Below are 15,669 nucleotides of genomic sequence, written 5' to 3'. Positions count from 1 at the left end.
TGATGGCTTTGTATGTAGGTGGTGTTTCGTTATGCCCGCCGCCAGTAAATGCGGCGGACCAAGAAGCTAGGCGATGTCTGCGTCGGAGCGCTCGTCGCGGGACAGGTTAATGCCCAAGGACGGAGCGCCGTCCATGTCATCATCGTCGGAGCCAGACAGTTCCATCGGGGTGCCGTCGGTGGAGAGAACCTCCACGTTCAGGCACAGGGACTGCAGCTCCTTGAGGAGGACCTTGAAGGACTCCGGAATACCCGGATCCGGGATGTTGTCACCCTTGACGATGGCCTCGTAGACCTTGACGCGGCCGACCACGTCGTCGGACTTGATGGTCAGGAGCTCCTGCAGGGTGTAGGCAGCGCCGTATGCCTGCATTGCCCACACCTCCATCTCACCGAAGCGCTGGCCACCGAACTGTGCCTTACCACCCAGCGGCTGCTGGGTAATCATGGAGTACGGGCCGGTGGAGCGGGCGTGGATCTTCTCGTCGACGAGGTGGTGCAGCTTGAGCATGTACATGTAGCCGACGGAAACCGGGTACATGTACGGCTCGCCGGAGCGGCCGTCGAAGAGGCGGGCCTTACCGTGCTCATCCACCATGACGTCACCATCGCGGTTCGGCTTGGAGGAAGCCAGCAGGCGGGAGATCTCCTCGTTGGTGGCACCGTCGAAGACCGGGGTTGCGGTCAGAGACTCCGGCGGGACGTCGTACAGCTCTTCCGGCAGGGTCTTGAGCAGCTCGGCGTTGGCCGGGTCCTCGGTGTCGATCTTCCAACCGGCGTGTGCCAGCCAGCCGAGGTGAACCTCGAGAACCTGGCCGATGTTCATACGACGCGGCACACCGTGGGTGTTCAGGATGATGTCCACCGGGGTGCCATCCTCCATGAACGGCATATCCTCCGGCGGCAGGATCTTGCCCACAACGCCCTTGTTGCCGTGGCGGCCGGCGAGCTTATCGCCGTCCTGGATCTTGCGCTTCTGAGCCACGTAGACGCGGATCATTTCGTTGACGCCCGGGGCTAGGTCGTCGTCATCCTCGCGGGAGAAGCGGGAGACGCCGATGACCTTACCGGTCTCACCGTGCGGCACCTTCATGGAGGTATCGCGGACCTCGCGGGCCTTCTCACCGAAGATGGCGCGCAGGAGGCGCTCCTCCGGGGTCAGCTCGGTCTCACCCTTCGGGGTGACCTTACCAACGAGGATGTCGCCCGCGCGGACGTCGGCGCCGATGCGGACGATGCCGCGCTCGTCGAGGTCACGCAGAACGTCATCGGAGACGTTCGGGATCTCGCGGGTGATCTCCTCCGGGCCCAGCTTGGTATCGCGAGCATCGATCTCGTGCTCCTCGATGTGAATCGAGGTGAGGATGTCCTCCTCCACGATGCGCTGGTTGAGGATGATGGCGTCCTCGTAGTTGTGGCCTTCCCACGGCATGAAGGCAACCAGCAGGTTGCGGCCGAGGGACATCTCACCGTTGTGGGTACCGGGGCCGTCGGCAAGCACCTGGCCTGCCTCGACGCGCTCACCCAGGGAGACCAGCGGGGTCTGGTTGTAGTTGGTGTTCTGGTTGGTGCGCTCGAACTTGCGCAGCATGTAGGTATCGCGCTGGCCCTCGTCATCCATGATGGTGATGAGGTCGGCGGTGACGTTCTCCACCACGCCCGCCTTCGGGGTGATGATGAGGTCACCAGCATCGTAGGCAGCGCGCTGCTCCATACCGGTGCCCACGTACGGGGCCTCGGAGCGCACCAGCGGCACGGCCTGGCGCTGCATGTTCGCGCCCATGAGGGCACGGTTAGCGTCGTCGTGCTCGAGGAACGGAATCATGGCGGTAGCCACGGAGACCATCTGGCGCGGGGAAACGTCAACGTAGTCAACGCCGGCGGCGTCGGTCACGCCGATATCGCCGTCCTTGAGGCGGACCTCGATGCGGTCGCCGGTCAGGGTGCCGTCGGCAGCCTTCTCAACCTCGGCCTGCGCGATGGCGTAGCGATCCTCTTCATCGGCGGTGAGGTACTCCACCTGGTCGGTGACCTTGCCGTCCACAACCTTGCGGTACGGGGTCTCGATGAAGCCGAAAGCGTTGACGCGGGCATAGGAAGCCAGGGAACCGATCAGACCAATGTTCGGACCCTCAGGGGTCTCAATCGGGCACATGCGTCCGTAGTGCGAAGCGTGAACGTCTCGCACCTCGATGCCGGCGCGCTCACGGGACAGACCGCCCGGGCCCAGCGCGGACAGGCGACGCTTGTGGGTCAGGCCGGACAGGGAGTTGTTCTGGTCCATGAACTGCGAGAGCTGGGAGGTACCGAAGAACTCGCGGATAGCGGCGGAGACCGGGCGGACGTTAATCAGGGAGGTCGGGGTAATCGACTCCGCGTCCTGGGTGGTCATGCGCTCGCGGACGACGCGCTCCATGCGGGACAGGCCCACACGGACCTGGTTCTGGATGAGCTCACCCACGGTGCGCAGACGACGGTTACCAAAGTGGTCGATGTCGTCGGTGTGGATGGCGATCATCTCACCGTTCGGGGCCTTCATCTCACGCTCACCGGCGTGCAGGCGCACGAGGTACTCGAGGGTGACGGCGATGTCTTCCTCGGTCAGGGTCATCAGACCGTCGTGGTCCCCGCCCAGGCCGAGCTTGCGGTTGACCTTGTAGCGGCCAACCTTGGCCAGGTCGTAGCGCTTGGCGCGGAAGAAGGAGTTATCCAGCAGTGCCTGCGCGAGGTCTCGCGTGGGCTGCTCGCCCGGGCGCTGCTTGCGGTAGATCTCCAGCAGAGCCTCGTCGGTGTTGGCCACGCCATCGGACTCGAGGGTGGACATCATGAGCTCGGAGAAGCCGAAGCGCTCCTTGATCTGCTCCTCGGACCAACCCAGGGCCTTGAGCAGCACGGTGACCGGCTGGCGACGCTTGCGGTCGATGCGCACGCCAACGGTGTCGCGCTTGTCGACGTCAAACTCGAGCCACGCACCGCGGGAAGGAATGACCTTCACGGAGTGCAGCGGGCGCTCGGTGGACTTGTCGATGGTCTGATCAAAGTACACACCCGGGGAACGCACGAGCTGCGAGACGATAACGCGCTCGGTGCCGTTGACGATGAAGGTGCCCTTCTCAGTCATCATCGGGAAATCGCCGATGAAGACGGTCTGGGACTTAATCTCCTGGGTGTCGTTGTTGATGAATTCTGCGGTGACGTACAGTGGCGCCGAGTAGTTGATGTCCTTCTCTTTGCACTCGTCCACGGTGTTCTTCACCGGCTCGAAGCGAGGCTCCGACAGGGACAGGGACATGTTGCCCGAGTAATCCTGGATCGGAGAAAGCTCCTCGAGGATATCCTCAAGGCCGCTCGTCACGCGTGCGTCTTCGCCGCGCTCTGCCTGCTCGCGCTCGCGCCACTCGGGGGTGCCGATGAGCCACGCGTAAGAATCGAGTTGTAGATCAAGGAGGCCCGGGACAGCGATGGGCTCGCTGATTTTAGCGAAGGAGTATCGCTTCGGGGCTCCAGGGATGTTGGCCACTGACTTGGTCTGGCGGGAGACTGCCAAGATGGGTCCTTCCAGTACCTCTGGCGGATTGCCTCCCCACCCTGGCCGGTGAGGTGCAAAACCGCTGGTAGATTTAGCATTCGGTCTGCTGTGGAACGACTGGGTTTAGAATGCACAAAATCACCTTGTCAAGTCGGTTTTGCCATCACCGCTCGAAAGGCTAAATGTGCACTAAAGATCCAGATTCCAGCGCAACGAAATAGCCTATAGCATAATGGCGGCCTTGTAAAGGCGAAACGTGCCGCCGGCGTGTCGCTTCGGAGATCCGCAGGCGCGGACCTCTAGCACGCGCGGCTAGCGGGAGTGGCGGTTGGTGGGACGGCGAAAAGCGCCCAGCGCCCCAAGCAGCACCAGAACGGCGCCGATGCCGAGGCCACCCCAGCGCACCCACTGCCCCACAGCATTCCGCGGGAAGCGCTCAGCTTGCTGGAGCAGCTCCGCGCGGGATTCCTCATCGGTCGCACCGTTGAAGGCGAACTGCACTTCGCGCTCATTGCCCTCGCGGTCTGCCCAGTAGTCCTTGATATCGACGTCCATGCCCACGACGAGTCCGGTGGCCTGGTCCACAAAGAGGTCCCGCGTTGCTGCGTGGAAGAGGTAGCCCTGCTCGGTGGAGCCGTCCTCATTGCTCAGCGTGGTGGTCGTGCTACCGGCATAGAGAGTAGCCACGTTAGTGGGCTCAACCTCCTGGTGATAGCGGTAGACCGTGCGACCGTCGATATCAAGGGATTCCTCGAAGACGGCGTCGGCCGCCTTGCGCAGGACCGGATCGAAGACCGGGTAGGTGGTCTGCTCAGCATCGGCGGGCAGCTTGAGCCAGTAGCCCTCGACGGGCACCTCCGCCGTGGGCGAGCCCATGGTGTGGGAGAGCGCCGCCGGGCCCGTGGCCTCACCGCTAAGGCGATCGACGGGGTAGTTCCACACGCGGGCAAAGCTCAAGTCCTCCACGTTGCCCGTGCCGCCGCGGATGGCAGACTCCCCCACTCGCAACGTTGCGGTGTCCTTGTCCGCCGGATCCTGGATGTCCAGGTTGAGCTGATAGGTCATCGGCCCCTCGTACTGCGTAACGCCCTCTTCGGACAGCGCCTGCGCGGTGGCGCTGTCATCCTGCATCGTCCACGTGGTGTCCTTGATATCCAGCGGCAAGCGCGGGCTAAAGCTCAAGAAGCTCGACGCCGCCAGGCCGGCGGCGATCAGCGCAACGCCGAGGCCGAGCAGGAGGACGGAGAAGATGCGGGACTTGGGCAGCATGGTGGCTTATCCTACCGATTCGTTTGTTCAAAACACATTTCCCCGGAGGGTGCGTTTCAGTTTTACGCAGCTACGGTGAGACTGCACCGACCCCGAAGTGAGCGCAAGTCAACTGATTCTATGAGTGAGAGTCGACTTCTTCTTTGTGATTCCACGGCACGATGGCGCTGACATCAGTGGTCTGGCGAGCTTTCCACAGATCGTATTCCTCTTGGAGTCCGAGCCAGAACTCCGCGGAATTCCCAAAGTAAGCCGACAAACGCAAAGCCATATCGGCACTGATCCCGAGCGCGCCGCGGGTGATTTTGGAAACTTGGGAACGGGTGGTGCCAATGTCACTGGCCAGGCGATACTGGGTGATACGGCAGGGTTTGAGGAATTCTAGGAGAAGGATCTCTCCGGGATGTGGAACGGGAACAACATCAACATGAGTGCGTTCTTCAGTGGTAGTCGATAAAGTCAACGTCAACAGCTCCTTCGGGTGTCCACTTGAATATGATGCGCCACTGCGAGTTGACGCGAATTGAGTAGTAGCCCTCAAACCCACGCCAATAGTGTCTCTTTTTGACCCTAGTGTCAAGATCTGACACGCAATCCTTAGAATCCGCTGGGCCATCAGAGTCCCAACAAAACGGGAACAACCCCGCACCGCGTAAAAGCGGAACGGGGTTGTTGGCGCGCAGCGAGTGCGCTGCGCGGGAAAGCTGAGTAGTTCAGGTGAATTACTTGAGCTCGACGGAAGCGCCAGCCTCTTCGAGCTTAGCCTTAGCAGCCTCAGCGTCGTCCTTGGAAGCACCCTCGAGGATAGCCTTCGGAGCGGACTCAACGAGCTCCTTAGCTTCCTTCAGGCCCAGGCCGGAGACGATCTCGCGGACAGCCTTAATAACGCCGATCTTCTTAGCGCCAGCGTCGGTCAGAACGACGTCGAACTCGGTCTTCTCTTCCTCAGCAGCACCGCCGGCAGCCGGGGCACCAGCAGCAACGGCAGCAACCGGAGCAGCGGCCTCAACGTCGAAGACCTCCTCGAATTCCTTAACGAACTCGGAGAGCTCGATGAGGGTCATTTCCTTGAAAGCTTCAATGAGCTCGTCCTTGGTGAGCTTAGCCATGATTGGCATCCTTTCTCATTGTGCCTGGCCGCGCTAAGCGGCCAGAAAAGTGTGTGTGTTTAAGTTGTGCGCCTTTAGTTGGCGTCTTAAGCTTCCGCAGCCTTCTTGTCCTGCAGGGCCGCAGCGGTGCGGACCATCTTGGTTGCAGGAGCGTTGAATACGGCGGCAGCCTTTGCCATAGAACCCTTCATGGCGCCAGCCAGCTTTGCGAGAGTGGTCTCGCGGTTGTCCAGCTTGGCGATGGCCTCAACCTGGTCGGCAGACAGAGCGTCGCCGTCCATGTAGCCACCCTTGATAACGAGTGCCTTGTTGTCATCAGCGAACTTGGTGATGACCTTCGCAGCATCCACTGCCTCGCCCTTGATGAACGCAATAGCGGTCGGGCCAGTCAGCTGCTCGTCAAGACCCTCGATGCCAGCTTCGTTGGCAGCGATCTTGAAAAGGGTGTTCTTGGCGACGGAGTACTCAACGTCAAAGCCGAGGTTGTTACGCAGCTCCTGGAGCTGACCCACGGTCAGGCCACGGTACTCGGTGAGCACGATGGAGTTAGCGCCTTCGAGCTTCTCCTTCAGCTTTGCCAGGTCTGCGGTGTTCTTCGGGTTTGCCATTTTCTACTACGCCTCCTTTCGAAACATCTCTTGTGTTTTCCGCCGGGACCTTTCCCACCTCGGTTGTCGTTAACGACAACCGAAATAACAAAAGCCCCGTGCAAGAGCACAGGGCGCGCGCGGAAATCCGCGGTAATTCGCAAAGTGTCTCCTGCGTGGGCCGCCCTCTAGAGCGAGGAACCTTCGATCCGATATTCCGGATGACCGACGGTCTTCGGTGAACTTTGACGCGGCCTCAGCGGGCCGTTCAAACTTCGCTAGGTACTCTACAGCCCGCACGGGCCAACTCCAAATCGCGGTCCTGGGGCTTTGCCTTAGTGCCCTTTAGTTCTTGAGCACACCGCGCGGAACGATGACGGGGGCATCGCTGCGAGGATCCTCCCAGATGTCCACATCGATGCCATAGGCCGCCGCCAGGACCTCTTTCGTCAACGCCTGCTGCGGCGTGCCCCGCGCGATGATCTCGCCGTTGTTCATGACCACCATGGTGTCTGAGAACTGCCCAGCCAACATGAGGTCGTGCAGCACGACGACGACCGTCTTCCCAGCGCGCGCTTGCTTGCGGACGAGCTCCAAGACACCCATCGCGTGGGCGGGATCGAGGAAGGTCGTGGGCTCGTCGAGAAGCAGCACCGGCGCGTCCTGAGCCAAAGCCAACGCGAGCCACACCCGCTGACGCTGGCCACCCGACAGCGCCGCGATATCGCGGTCGATGAAATCGGTGATGCCTGTCTCCACGCAGGCCTGCGCGATGATCTCGTGGTCCTGCGCTGACAGTCCCCTTCCCCACCCAAGGTGCGCGTACCGCCCGCGGGCGACGAGCTCGCCGACGCGCAGCCCATCCGGCGCCATCGGGTGCTGGGGAAGCAAGGCCACATGGGCCGCCGCTTCCTTCGGGCTCATGGAATGCACATCCAACTCGCCAATGCGCACGCTTCCCTGCCGAGGGCGAAGAATCTTCGACAAGGTCTTCAGCAACGTCGATTTCCCGCAGCCATTGGGGCCGATCAGCGTGGTGACCTCCCCTGGTTGAGCCGCGAGGTCAACCCCGGAGAGAATATCTTTCCCGCCCTGATAACCGGCATGGATGCCTTGGGCTTTCAGCTCGCAACTGTTCATGATTTTCATCCTTTCCGCCTTGCGGCATTCCACACCACGATGACCAGGGCGGTGCCGCCGATCACTGAGGACACAGCACCCACCGGCGCGTCCATCGGGAGCGCCCCGGCCACCACGGCGCAGGCGCTTAAGAGTGCCGCACCAGCAGCGCACGACACCACCGGCGAAGGAGTGGGGGTTCGGGCGATCATGCGTCCGAGGTGTGGGGCCAGCAGCGCGATAAAACCGATGGGCCCCGCCACGGATACGGTCACCGCGCATATTCCGGTGGCCGCAATGAGGAGCGCGGTGCGCGTCCGCGTGATGTCCACGCCCAAGGAGAGTGCCGAGAGATCATCATGGGCTAGAAGCGGCAGTTCCCGGGCATGCCACGAACCAAGCAACACGAAAGGCGCCAGTCCTACGAGAAGCGGAACAATGACGTCCACCCGTACAAAGCCCGTGGTTCCCGCCAGCCACAGCTGAGACTGTGCCGCACGGAGGAGCTCCGCAGCGCGCAAGAGATAGGCCACCATGGCTTGAAACAGCAGTGATAGCGCGATGCCGACGATGACGATGCGGTTGCTCGTGCCGATTCCCCCAAGCACCACCAGAAGGATGGCCGCCAACACCGCCCCCAGCAGCGCGAGCCCCGCCCGCCACCAGAACACGGAGACACCCTCTGCGAGAAGCGGCCGGGACATCACCGTCCCGATGACCACCATCACCGAAGCCCCACCGGTCACGCCAAGGATGTCGGGGGAGGCCAGCGGATTACGCGACATCGACTGCGTCCACGACCCCGCCAGTCCGAGCGCGGCGCCCACGATGAGGGTTGCTAGCGCTACGGGCATGCGCAGATCCCACACGACGCGGATTTCGCTTCGGCTCCCACCACCGTTGAGGATCTCCAGGACGCGCAGCGGACTCAGCCCCACGGGGCCTTGCCCGAGCATCAGGACGTAAGAAACTGCCGCGACCAGCACAAAGAAGCAGGTGGCTGACCATATCCATATCCGGCGCTGCCGTTGTTGGGAACGCAGGCGCTTGGCGACGCCCCCCTTCACCCCATCACTCATAGCTTCTGCTCCCCTCGGCGCACGGCCCAGATGAGGAAAGGTGCGCCCACGAAAGCTAGGACGATAGACATCTCCAACTCCGAGGGGCCAGCGATAAGCCGGCCTAAGATATCCGCAGCCAGCACGGAACAACCGCCCAGCAGCGCGGCGGGGGCAATCATGGCGGCAACCGCCGGACCTGTACACCGCCGGAGGAGGTGGGGGACGGCAAATCCCACGAAAGCGATGGGGCCTGCCGCAGCGGTAGCGCATCCGGCCAAGACAACTATGCTTAAGGCCGCGCCACGGCGCGCCAGTGCCGGCGAGCCGCCCAAGGCAACCGAAGACTCCTCACCCATGGCCAATAAGTCGAGCGGGCGCGCCACACGTGCGGCAATGATGAGCCCGACGAGCAGACCGCCGGCTGCAATCGCGACCTCCCCGGGGCCGCGCCCAAACGTGGAGCCGATGGTCCAGCGGCGCATGCTGTCGAGCACATCCGTGGAATACAAGCCGATCAGCATGGCGCCAGAGCTTAAGGCAGCCGATACTCCTGCACCCACGAGGAGCAGCGTCAGGGAATCAGGAAACCGCCGGGAAACACCCAGAACCACTACCGTGGCCAAACCGGCTCCCACCAGGGCGAGCGCCGTCCGCATCCCCAGCGAGGTGGCAAGACCCAACGCCGTCCCGAGCGCAACAAGGAAGGAAGCTCCCGCAGTGATACCAATGAAGCCGGGATCGGCCAAGGGGTTCTTGGTCCACGTCTGGGCGATGACACCGGAGACCGCAATGGCTGCACCCGCGAAGTACGCCAAGAAGGTGCGCGGCATACGCAAGTCCCACACGATATTTTCTATCTCCGGCTGGCTTTCATGGAGGAAGGCGGGAAGGAGCTCGGACATGGCGATGGACCGCGATCCCACCATCAGCGAGCAGGCGAGGAGAAGCAGTGAAACCACAACCAGAGCGCTGGTGAGGAGCACGCGTCCCCTCCCCCGCGAATCTAGTTCGCCGCGGGTGGCCCCGGCGTTTCTCGGTAATGCGAGCACTTAGAGTTGCTCTTCAAATTTATCGACAGCCCAAGGAATGGTGAGCGGGTTCGGCATGCTCATGGCGTTGCCGGTATCCGTTTCTAGGTAGCGGACGCGGCCATCCTTGACCACGTCTAGGCCTTGGAACGTCGAATCCTTCTTCAGCTCGTCGACTGCACCGTTGTAATCCAAGACGAACAGGTAGTCCACGTTGTTGAGCTGGGAGTAGTTCTCTGGGGCGTAGTCCACGAAGAAGCTCGAGCCATCACCCTCCAGCTCCTGCGGAATCTCAAAGCCAAGGTCTTCGATGAATTGACCGCGGCCATCATCGGAAGTGTAGAGGCCCAGCTTTCCGTCATAGGGCATGACGATGGCCGCGCGTTTGCCGTTAAGCTCCGGGTGAGATTCCTTGAATTCATCGAAGGAGCCTTGCGCCTTGTCAATAAGCTTGTCACCCTCCTCTTCCTTCTCCACGGCAGAGGCGATGGTCTTAACCTGCTCTTCCCAGGGAACCTGCCAGTCTTCGAAGCCCTCCGGCTTGATGGTCAGCGGCGCGATCTCCTCGAGGGATTTCTGTGCTTCCTGGTCCACTGCCTGATTGACAGCAATGATCTGCGTGGGGTCCGAAGCCGTGACCTGCTCAAGAACATCGGCCGTGAACCCGGAAGCGGTGTTATAGATAACCTCAGGCTGGGCATCTCCCAGAAGTTCTTTCGCCCATGGGCCCACACCGGAGGGATCACCATCACCCTGCGCTCCCCAGGGCGCTACGGCAACGGGGGTGATTCCGAGCGCGAGGACAGTATCGGCGTCGCCAAGCCCCAGGCTGGCAACCCGCACCTCCTCAGCGCTGCCTGCACCCGCACTGTCCTCACCGCTTCCGCGCGAGCACCCTGTCAGAGCAATCGCTGCCGCCGAGACAATCGCGAGCACGGCTTTCGCACGCCGGTGGATAACAACCATGGAATTAACCTTTCCTTCGATGGGAACGAGCACACAAGCCGTCACACCCCTAATCTACTTGAGGCAAGCCTAACCTCTGCTTTATGATGGATTCAAATTTCCCTTATACCTAGGAACAATTCCTTTGACGCATCACCGCTTATTACCCGTTACCCTCGCCGGGAATACCCGCCTCAAGCCGCGACTGCACCGCCTTACTTTTCACTCGCCCGCCTTCGGCTCCTACCCCCTCGCCGGGCCTGATGAGTATTTTGGGCTCCTCATGCCCCAGGACGGGCAGGAGTTTTCGTCCTTCCCAGTTGAGGATGCCAATGTGCGCGCCGCCGTCACTGGCTTGCCTGACGACGTTCGCCCGGCGTTGCGGTGGTACACAATTCGCAGGCTCAACCACGAAGCCTGCACCATCGATGTCGACGTGGTGACCCATGGCGATAATGGTCCGGGCTCGCGGTGGATCCGCAAGGCCCAGCCCGGGGATACCGCCGGAATCTATACGGGGCAAGCACGGTGGCAGGCACCCAAGAAATCACAGCTGTTGCTCGCGGACGCCTCCGCTCTCCCAGCACTGTGGCACATCCTGGAGCACTACGAAGCCTTCTCACCGCAAACCTTGAGCGGCGTCGACGTCGTTGCACTAATTGCAGACGACTCCGAAATTGAGGACGGCTTTGAGAAGACCTGGCGCGGCAAGGTTCGTTCACTCACCATGGTCGCCGCCCCGCACGAGGAACACAGCGCACGCGCCGTTCAGCTTCTTAGCTCTCGTTTCTCCGCGGATACAGCGCCGGATTCAGTGTGGGTATCCGGCGAAGGGGACCTGGCCAAAGAAGTGCGCTCTTTGGCGGTGCACGACTGGGGAGTGCCGCGCGAGGACGTCATCTGGTCCGTGTACTGGATGAACGGCAAGCCGCGGCCTTAAATCCTTCGCACGCATCTAGTCCTTTAACCGGCGGTGGGTAGCCGGTGAATAACACGGTGCGCTGCCACATGGTTCCCATCAGAAGGTTCCAGTCAAGAGGTTTCAGTCAGAAGGTTTACTTGCCCCCAAACGAACCTTCTTCGCTCCCCCAGATGGTTTGTTTGCCCCCAAGAGAACCTTGTGACTAGAACCATCTACATCCAGCGCCCGCGCTTGCCCCAGGCCTGATGCATCTCCGCTCAAGCCCATGTCCCGAATCCAAGCAGGGAGCACCTGGGGCACACACAGCACAACGCGGGCCCCGGATAATTCCGGAACCCGCGTTGCAAGGGGTCTTGACTATCAGGCGGTTTCTCACGCCGCCCGCCCTGCAAGACTCAGGGTGTTCTCTCTATCTCTCATGCGCCTCTCTCAAACGCACAAGGATTATTATGCGATACATTCCTTGAAAGCCCATCGAACCTGCCTGTATTTTACCTGTCAGTGGTTTTTAGCCCTCTGACCTGTACAAATAATTCGACACGCAAGGAAAAAGGCAATAAAAAATCCCGGCTCGTGAATGAGCCGGGACCTTTACGCCGTTAACACAGACATCAATTAGTCGGTGTAGTTCTTCTCCACGGAAGCATCGACCGGGATGCCCGGGCCGGAGGTGGTGGAGATGGTGATCTTCTTGGCGTAGATACCCTTAGCGGAGGACGGCTTCAGACGCAGGATCTCGTCGTACAGCGCGCCGTAGTTCTCAGCCAGCTTCTCAGCGTCGAAGGAAGCCTTGCCGATGATGGCGTGCAGGTTCGAAGCCTTGTCCACGCGGAAGGAAATCTTACCGCCCTTGACGTCAGCCACAGCCTTGGTCACGTCAGCGGTCACGGTGCCGGTCTTCGGGTTCGGCATGAGACCACGCGGGCCCAGGACGCGGGCAACGCGGCCGACCTTGGCCATCTGATCCGGGGTAGCGATAGCGACGTCGAAGTCGATGTTGCCCTCGTTGATAGCAGCGATCAGCTCTTCGGTGCCCACGATGTCGGCGCCGGCAGCCTTAGCGGCCTCAGCGTTGTCGCCCTCAGCGAAGACGGCCACACGGACGTCCTTACCGGTGCCGTGCGGCAGGGAAACGGTGCCGCGTACCAGCTGATCAGCCTTGCGCGGGTCAACGCCGAGGCGGAAGACTACGTCAACAGTAGCGTCGAAGTTCTTGGAGGAGGTCTCCTTGGCCAGCTTGGCGGCCTCGATCGGACGGTACTGGCGGGAGCGGTCTACCAGCTCAGCGGCAGCCTTGTATGCCTTGGACTTGGTGCTCATAAGTGCAATTCCTTTTCTTGGATTGATGTGGTGATAGCGGGCCGAAGCTGGCCCTGCCACGCGCGATACAGAACGTATCGCGCATTAAATCGAATTATTACTTAGCCGGGATTCCGTCAACGGTGATGCCCATGGAGCGAGCGGTACCAGCGATGATGCGGGCGCCGTTCTCGATGTCACGAGCGTTGAGGTCCTCGAACTTAGTCTGTGCAATCTCCTTGCACTGATCCCAGGTCACGGAGCCAACCTTATCGGTGTGCGGAACGCCGGAGCCCTTCTTGATGCCAGCGGCCTTGAGCAGGAGCTTCGCTGCCGGCGGGGTCTTCAGCTTGAAGTCGAAGGAACGGTCCTCGTAGACGGTGATTTCCACCGGCACGACGTTGCCGCGCTGTGACTCGGTCGCAGCGTTATAAGCCTTGCAGAACTCCATGATGTTGACGCCGTGGGCACCGAGTGCCGGGCCGACCGGCGGAGCCGGGTTAGCAGCGCCTGCTTCGATCTGGAGCTTGATCAGGCCAGTGACCTTCTTCTTGGGAGCCATCGAATTACCTCTTTCCTGTGGTACCGGAGTGCCGCCACGATGAATAACAGCGCCCCGTCCGGATGCTCACGCGTTGTGGGCCACCGGAGGATGAACGTTTGAACATGCGCAAAAGCGCACGGCGTTCAAGTTTAGAACACCGTGCGCCCAGCTCAAAATCGCTTTTTAGGAGATGCGCTCGATTTCCGTCGGGGACAGCTCCACCGGGGTCTCACGGCCGAAGATGGACACCAGGCCCTGCATCTTGCCGGTCTCCGGGTCGATCTCGGAGATGGTGGCGGACACGGAAGCCAGCGGGCCGGACAGGATGGTAACGGCCTCGCCCACCTCGAAGTCGTGAGCATAAGCCTTCGCGGCCTCCTTCTCCGGCATGGCAACAACCTGCTCGCCCTCGGAGTCTGCGGCGGAAGCCTCCGGGGAGACCGTCGTGTCATTCGGCATGAGGAACTTGGCCACGTCGCGGATCTTCACCGGGGTGGCGTTGCCCTCGTTGCCCACGAAGGAGGTCACACCGGGGGTATCGCGGACGACGGACCACGCAGCGTCGTTAAGCTCCATGCGCACCAGCACGTAGCCCGGAAGCAGCTTGCGCTTAACAACCTTCTTCTTGCCGTCCTTCTTCTCCAGAACCTGCTCGACCGGCACGACGACCTCAAAGATGGAATCCTCCACCTCGAGGGTCTGGGCGCGCATGTCCAGGTTGGTCTTCACCTTGTTCTCGTAGCCGGAGTAGCACTGGATGATGTACCACTTGCCCGGCTGCTTCTTCAGTTCGCGGGTGAATGCGCGCAGGCGGGTCTTGTACTCGGCGTCGGCGGCAGCGGCATCTGCTTCAGCGCTTGGCGACGTCTCCCCCGCTCCCTCAGCCTCAGCCTCGTCCGAGCCGCCGCCGAGGGCGGCCTCAGCGGCCTTGGTAGCAGCTTCCTTCTCGGCGGCTTCCTTCTCCTCGGCAGAAAGCTCCTCCTGCGGCTGCTGGGTTTCCTCAGTAGCCTCGACCGCTTCCGCGGCCTGTTCCTGGACGTTATCAATCATGGCCTGCTCGAGGGAGGTGCCAGTGTTTTCTTCGCTCATTGTCTGCTACTCCAAAATTGTGTTCATTCTTCTAGTCCCCAACCAGGTTACCCGGCGGGACTAGGGCAAAAAGTATCCCGCCGTTTCCCCTAGTCGAGCTAGCGGGAAGGCGGCGGGATGAAAGTATGAAATTAGTTTACTAAGGCGCGAGGATTGCTTCAACTCCGAGGCCGGTCAGCGTGTCTACGCCCCACACCAAGGCGGTGAGGACGATGAGGAAGGCGAAGGTCACGAGGACGTACTGCAGCATTTCCTTGCCGGTAGGCCAGACGACCTTCTTCATCTCAGAGACAACCTCGCCCGGGAAGGACCCGACGGAACCGCCGAAGGAATCTTCCTTCTTGTCCTCGACGCGTACGACGCGCTTGTCGGTGTAGGAATCGGTAGAGGTGGTCGCTGCGCCAGAGAGCTGACGCTTGCCGGTTGGGCGCGGAGCCCCGGTGCTCGGCTGCTTTTCATCGCTCACGGCGATTCCCTCCTTGAAGTGATGTGGCAGGGGCGACAGGACTCGAACCTGCAACCTACGGTTTTGGAGACCGTTGCGCTACCAATTGCGCCACGCCCCTTTGCGTGCCCTTTTGGGACAACGCACAACCCTACCAGAACGATGATTCCCCATGGAAACCACGTGCCGTATAAGGCTGGGAGTCGGTAATGAAAAAGCGCCCGTGTGCGGGCGCTTTTCTTTCCCGGTAGCGATGGCGAGAATTGAACTCGCGACACAGCGATTATGAGTCGCTTGCTCTACCACTGAGCTACACCGCCATATTCACCTTCTGGGACCTTCCAGAAACATGAATGGAGCCCCCTGACAGAATCGAACTGTCGACCTTTTCCTTACCATGGAAACGCTCTGCCGACTGAGCTAAGGGGGCACAGCCTCTTTGAGTAACGGACTTTCATCCGCTGTGCTCTCGTTGAAGCCTTGAAAAGATTAACCCGAAACGCTTAAACAACACAAATCGCCAGGATGGGACGTATTTTTAGGGCTTTTAAGCGCCCCAAGAACGCACCAAAACAACCACCGTGCCGAGCAGACGACAACTAAGCCGGGTACACGACCGTTCAATCGACGGAGCGACATTTCGATCAAATAGCGTCCCAATTTCTCGATGCTCGGGCCCCTTATTTGATCGAAATGACCCTTAACCCTCCCTTAGCCTTATGCC

The 15,669-nt window shown here is 61.1% G+C and carries 15 protein-coding genes and 3 tRNA genes; 1 reads left to right on the top strand and 17 read right to left on the bottom strand.

Features of this window, described 5'->3' with window-relative positions; translation table 11 throughout:
• Positions 1–66: 66 nt before the first annotated feature.
• The 10 genes from R3O64_RS01840 to R3O64_RS01795 form a co-directional block, all read right to left on the bottom strand.
• Complete coding sequence (locus R3O64_RS01840) at positions 67–3,546, bottom strand: DNA-directed RNA polymerase subunit beta (RefSeq protein ID WP_070520944.1); 3,480 nt, start codon at positions 3,544–3,546, stop codon at positions 67–69.
• A gap of 294 nt (positions 3,547–3,840) precedes the next feature.
• Positions 3,841–4,797 (bottom strand): DUF3068 domain-containing protein, encoded by a 957-nt coding sequence (locus tag R3O64_RS01835; RefSeq protein ID WP_339017177.1) that lies wholly within the window; start codon positions 4,795–4,797, stop codon positions 3,841–3,843.
• Between the two features lie 118 nt (positions 4,798–4,915).
• Positions 4,916–5,260: a HigA family addiction module antitoxin gene (locus tag R3O64_RS01830; protein WP_339017176.1), complete on the bottom strand. Its 345-nt coding sequence runs from the start codon at positions 5,258–5,260 to the stop codon at positions 4,916–4,918.
• On the bottom strand, positions 5,238–5,387 hold the full coding sequence (locus R3O64_RS01825) for a type II toxin-antitoxin system RelE/ParE family toxin (protein ID WP_339017175.1): 150 nt from the start codon (positions 5,385–5,387) through the stop codon (positions 5,238–5,240). Before R3O64_RS01825 ends, R3O64_RS01830 begins: the two co-directional genes overlap by 23 nt.
• A 132-nt stretch (positions 5,388–5,519) precedes the next feature.
• Positions 5,520–5,906 (bottom strand): 50S ribosomal protein L7/L12, encoded by a 387-nt coding sequence (gene rplL, locus R3O64_RS01820; protein ID WP_070520955.1) that lies wholly within the window; start codon positions 5,904–5,906, stop codon positions 5,520–5,522.
• 86 nt (positions 5,907–5,992) lie between these two features.
• On the bottom strand, positions 5,993–6,514 hold the full coding sequence (gene rplJ, locus R3O64_RS01815) for a 50S ribosomal protein L10 (protein WP_070533886.1): 522 nt from the start codon (positions 6,512–6,514) through the stop codon (positions 5,993–5,995).
• A 324-nt stretch (positions 6,515–6,838) separates the two neighbouring features.
• Positions 6,839–7,633 (bottom strand): ABC transporter ATP-binding protein, encoded by a 795-nt coding sequence (locus tag R3O64_RS01810; RefSeq protein ID WP_154761926.1) that lies wholly within the window; start codon positions 7,631–7,633, stop codon positions 6,839–6,841.
• A gap of 5 nt (positions 7,634–7,638) precedes the next feature.
• Positions 7,639–8,691 carry a FecCD family ABC transporter permease gene (locus tag R3O64_RS01805; RefSeq protein ID WP_144676301.1) on the bottom strand — a complete coding sequence of 351 codons (1,053 nt, stop codon included), beginning with the start codon at positions 8,689–8,691 and terminating at the stop codon, positions 7,639–7,641.
• Positions 8,688–9,656: a FecCD family ABC transporter permease gene (locus R3O64_RS01800; protein ID WP_239248799.1), complete on the bottom strand. Its 969-nt coding sequence runs from the start codon at positions 9,654–9,656 to the stop codon at positions 8,688–8,690. Before R3O64_RS01800 ends, R3O64_RS01805 begins: the two co-directional genes overlap by 4 nt.
• A gap of 66 nt (positions 9,657–9,722) precedes the next feature.
• Positions 9,723–10,667, bottom strand: coding sequence for an ABC transporter substrate-binding protein (locus R3O64_RS01795; protein WP_339017174.1), 945 nt, complete (start codon positions 10,665–10,667; stop codon positions 9,723–9,725).
• A 124-nt stretch (positions 10,668–10,791) separates the two neighbouring features.
• On the opposite strand from R3O64_RS01795, the gene R3O64_RS01790 reads away from it, so the two are divergent.
• Positions 10,792–11,586, top strand: coding sequence for a siderophore-interacting protein (locus R3O64_RS01790; protein ID WP_070683596.1), 795 nt, complete (start codon positions 10,792–10,794; stop codon positions 11,584–11,586).
• A 597-nt stretch (positions 11,587–12,183) separates the two neighbouring features.
• On the opposite strand, the gene rplA is transcribed toward R3O64_RS01790, so the two are convergent.
• From rplA to R3O64_RS01755, 7 genes are all read right to left on the bottom strand, one after another.
• Entirely contained in the window at positions 12,184–12,888 is a 705-nt protein-coding gene (gene rplA, locus R3O64_RS01785) for a 50S ribosomal protein L1 (protein ID WP_239248801.1), read from the bottom strand.
• Positions 12,889–12,985: 97 nt separating this feature from the next.
• A complete protein-coding gene (gene rplK, locus R3O64_RS01780; protein WP_070520976.1) occupies positions 12,986–13,429 on the bottom strand; it encodes a 50S ribosomal protein L11 in 444 nt (147 codons plus the stop codon).
• A gap of 165 nt (positions 13,430–13,594) precedes the next feature.
• On the bottom strand, positions 13,595–14,500 hold the full coding sequence (gene nusG / locus R3O64_RS01775) for a transcription termination/antitermination protein NusG (RefSeq protein WP_070520979.1): 906 nt from the start codon (positions 14,498–14,500) through the stop codon (positions 13,595–13,597).
• Positions 14,501–14,639: 139 nt separating this feature from the next.
• Positions 14,640–14,966 (bottom strand): preprotein translocase subunit SecE, encoded by a 327-nt coding sequence (gene secE / locus R3O64_RS01770; protein WP_070520982.1) that lies wholly within the window; start codon positions 14,964–14,966, stop codon positions 14,640–14,642.
• 24 nt (positions 14,967–14,990) lie between these two features.
• Positions 14,991–15,066, bottom strand: a tRNA-Trp gene (locus R3O64_RS01765).
• Between the two features lie 127 nt (positions 15,067–15,193).
• Positions 15,194–15,265: transfer RNA gene (locus R3O64_RS01760), tRNA-Met, on the bottom strand.
• 34 nt (positions 15,266–15,299) lie between these two features.
• A tRNA-Thr gene (locus R3O64_RS01755) sits at positions 15,300–15,375 on the bottom strand.
• Between the last annotated feature and the right edge of the window lie 294 nt (positions 15,376–15,669).

Source organism: Corynebacterium hesseae (assembly GCF_037850265.1).
Classification (GTDB): domain Bacteria; phylum Actinomycetota; class Actinomycetes; order Mycobacteriales; family Mycobacteriaceae; genus Corynebacterium; species Corynebacterium hesseae.
Note: the sequence above shows the minus strand (reverse complement) of the source record. Positions and strands in the feature narration are given on the sequence as shown.

Excerpts from the sequence above, each read along its gene's own strand:
- R3O64_RS01835 (WP_339017177.1), bottom strand. The coding sequence starts at position 4,797 with ATGCTGCCCAAGTCCCGCATCTTCTCCGTCCTCCTGCTCGGCCTCGGC.
- rplJ (WP_070533886.1), bottom strand. The coding sequence starts at position 6,514 with ATGGCAAACCCGAAGAACACCGCAGACCTGGCAAAGCTGAAGGAGAAG.
- nusG (WP_070520979.1), bottom strand. The coding sequence starts at position 14,500 with ATGAGCGAAGAAAACACTGGCACCTCCCTCGAGCAGGCCATGATTGAT.
- rplK (WP_070520976.1), bottom strand. The coding sequence starts at position 13,429 with ATGGCTCCCAAGAAGAAGGTCACTGGCCTGATCAAGCTCCAGATCGAA.
- R3O64_RS01810 (WP_154761926.1), bottom strand. The coding sequence starts at position 7,633 with ATGAACAGTTGCGAGCTGAAAGCCCAAGGCATCCATGCCGGTTATCAG.
- rplA (WP_239248801.1), bottom strand. The coding sequence starts at position 12,888 with ATGAGCACCAAGTCCAAGGCATACAAGGCTGCCGCTGAGCTGGTAGAC.
- R3O64_RS01795 (WP_339017174.1), bottom strand. The coding sequence starts at position 10,667 with ATGGTTGTTATCCACCGGCGTGCGAAAGCCGTGCTCGCGATTGTCTCG.
- R3O64_RS01805 (WP_144676301.1), bottom strand. The coding sequence starts at position 8,691 with ATGAGTGATGGGGTGAAGGGGGGCGTCGCCAAGCGCCTGCGTTCCCAA.
- rplL (WP_070520955.1), bottom strand. The coding sequence starts at position 5,906 with ATGGCTAAGCTCACCAAGGACGAGCTCATTGAAGCTTTCAAGGAAATG.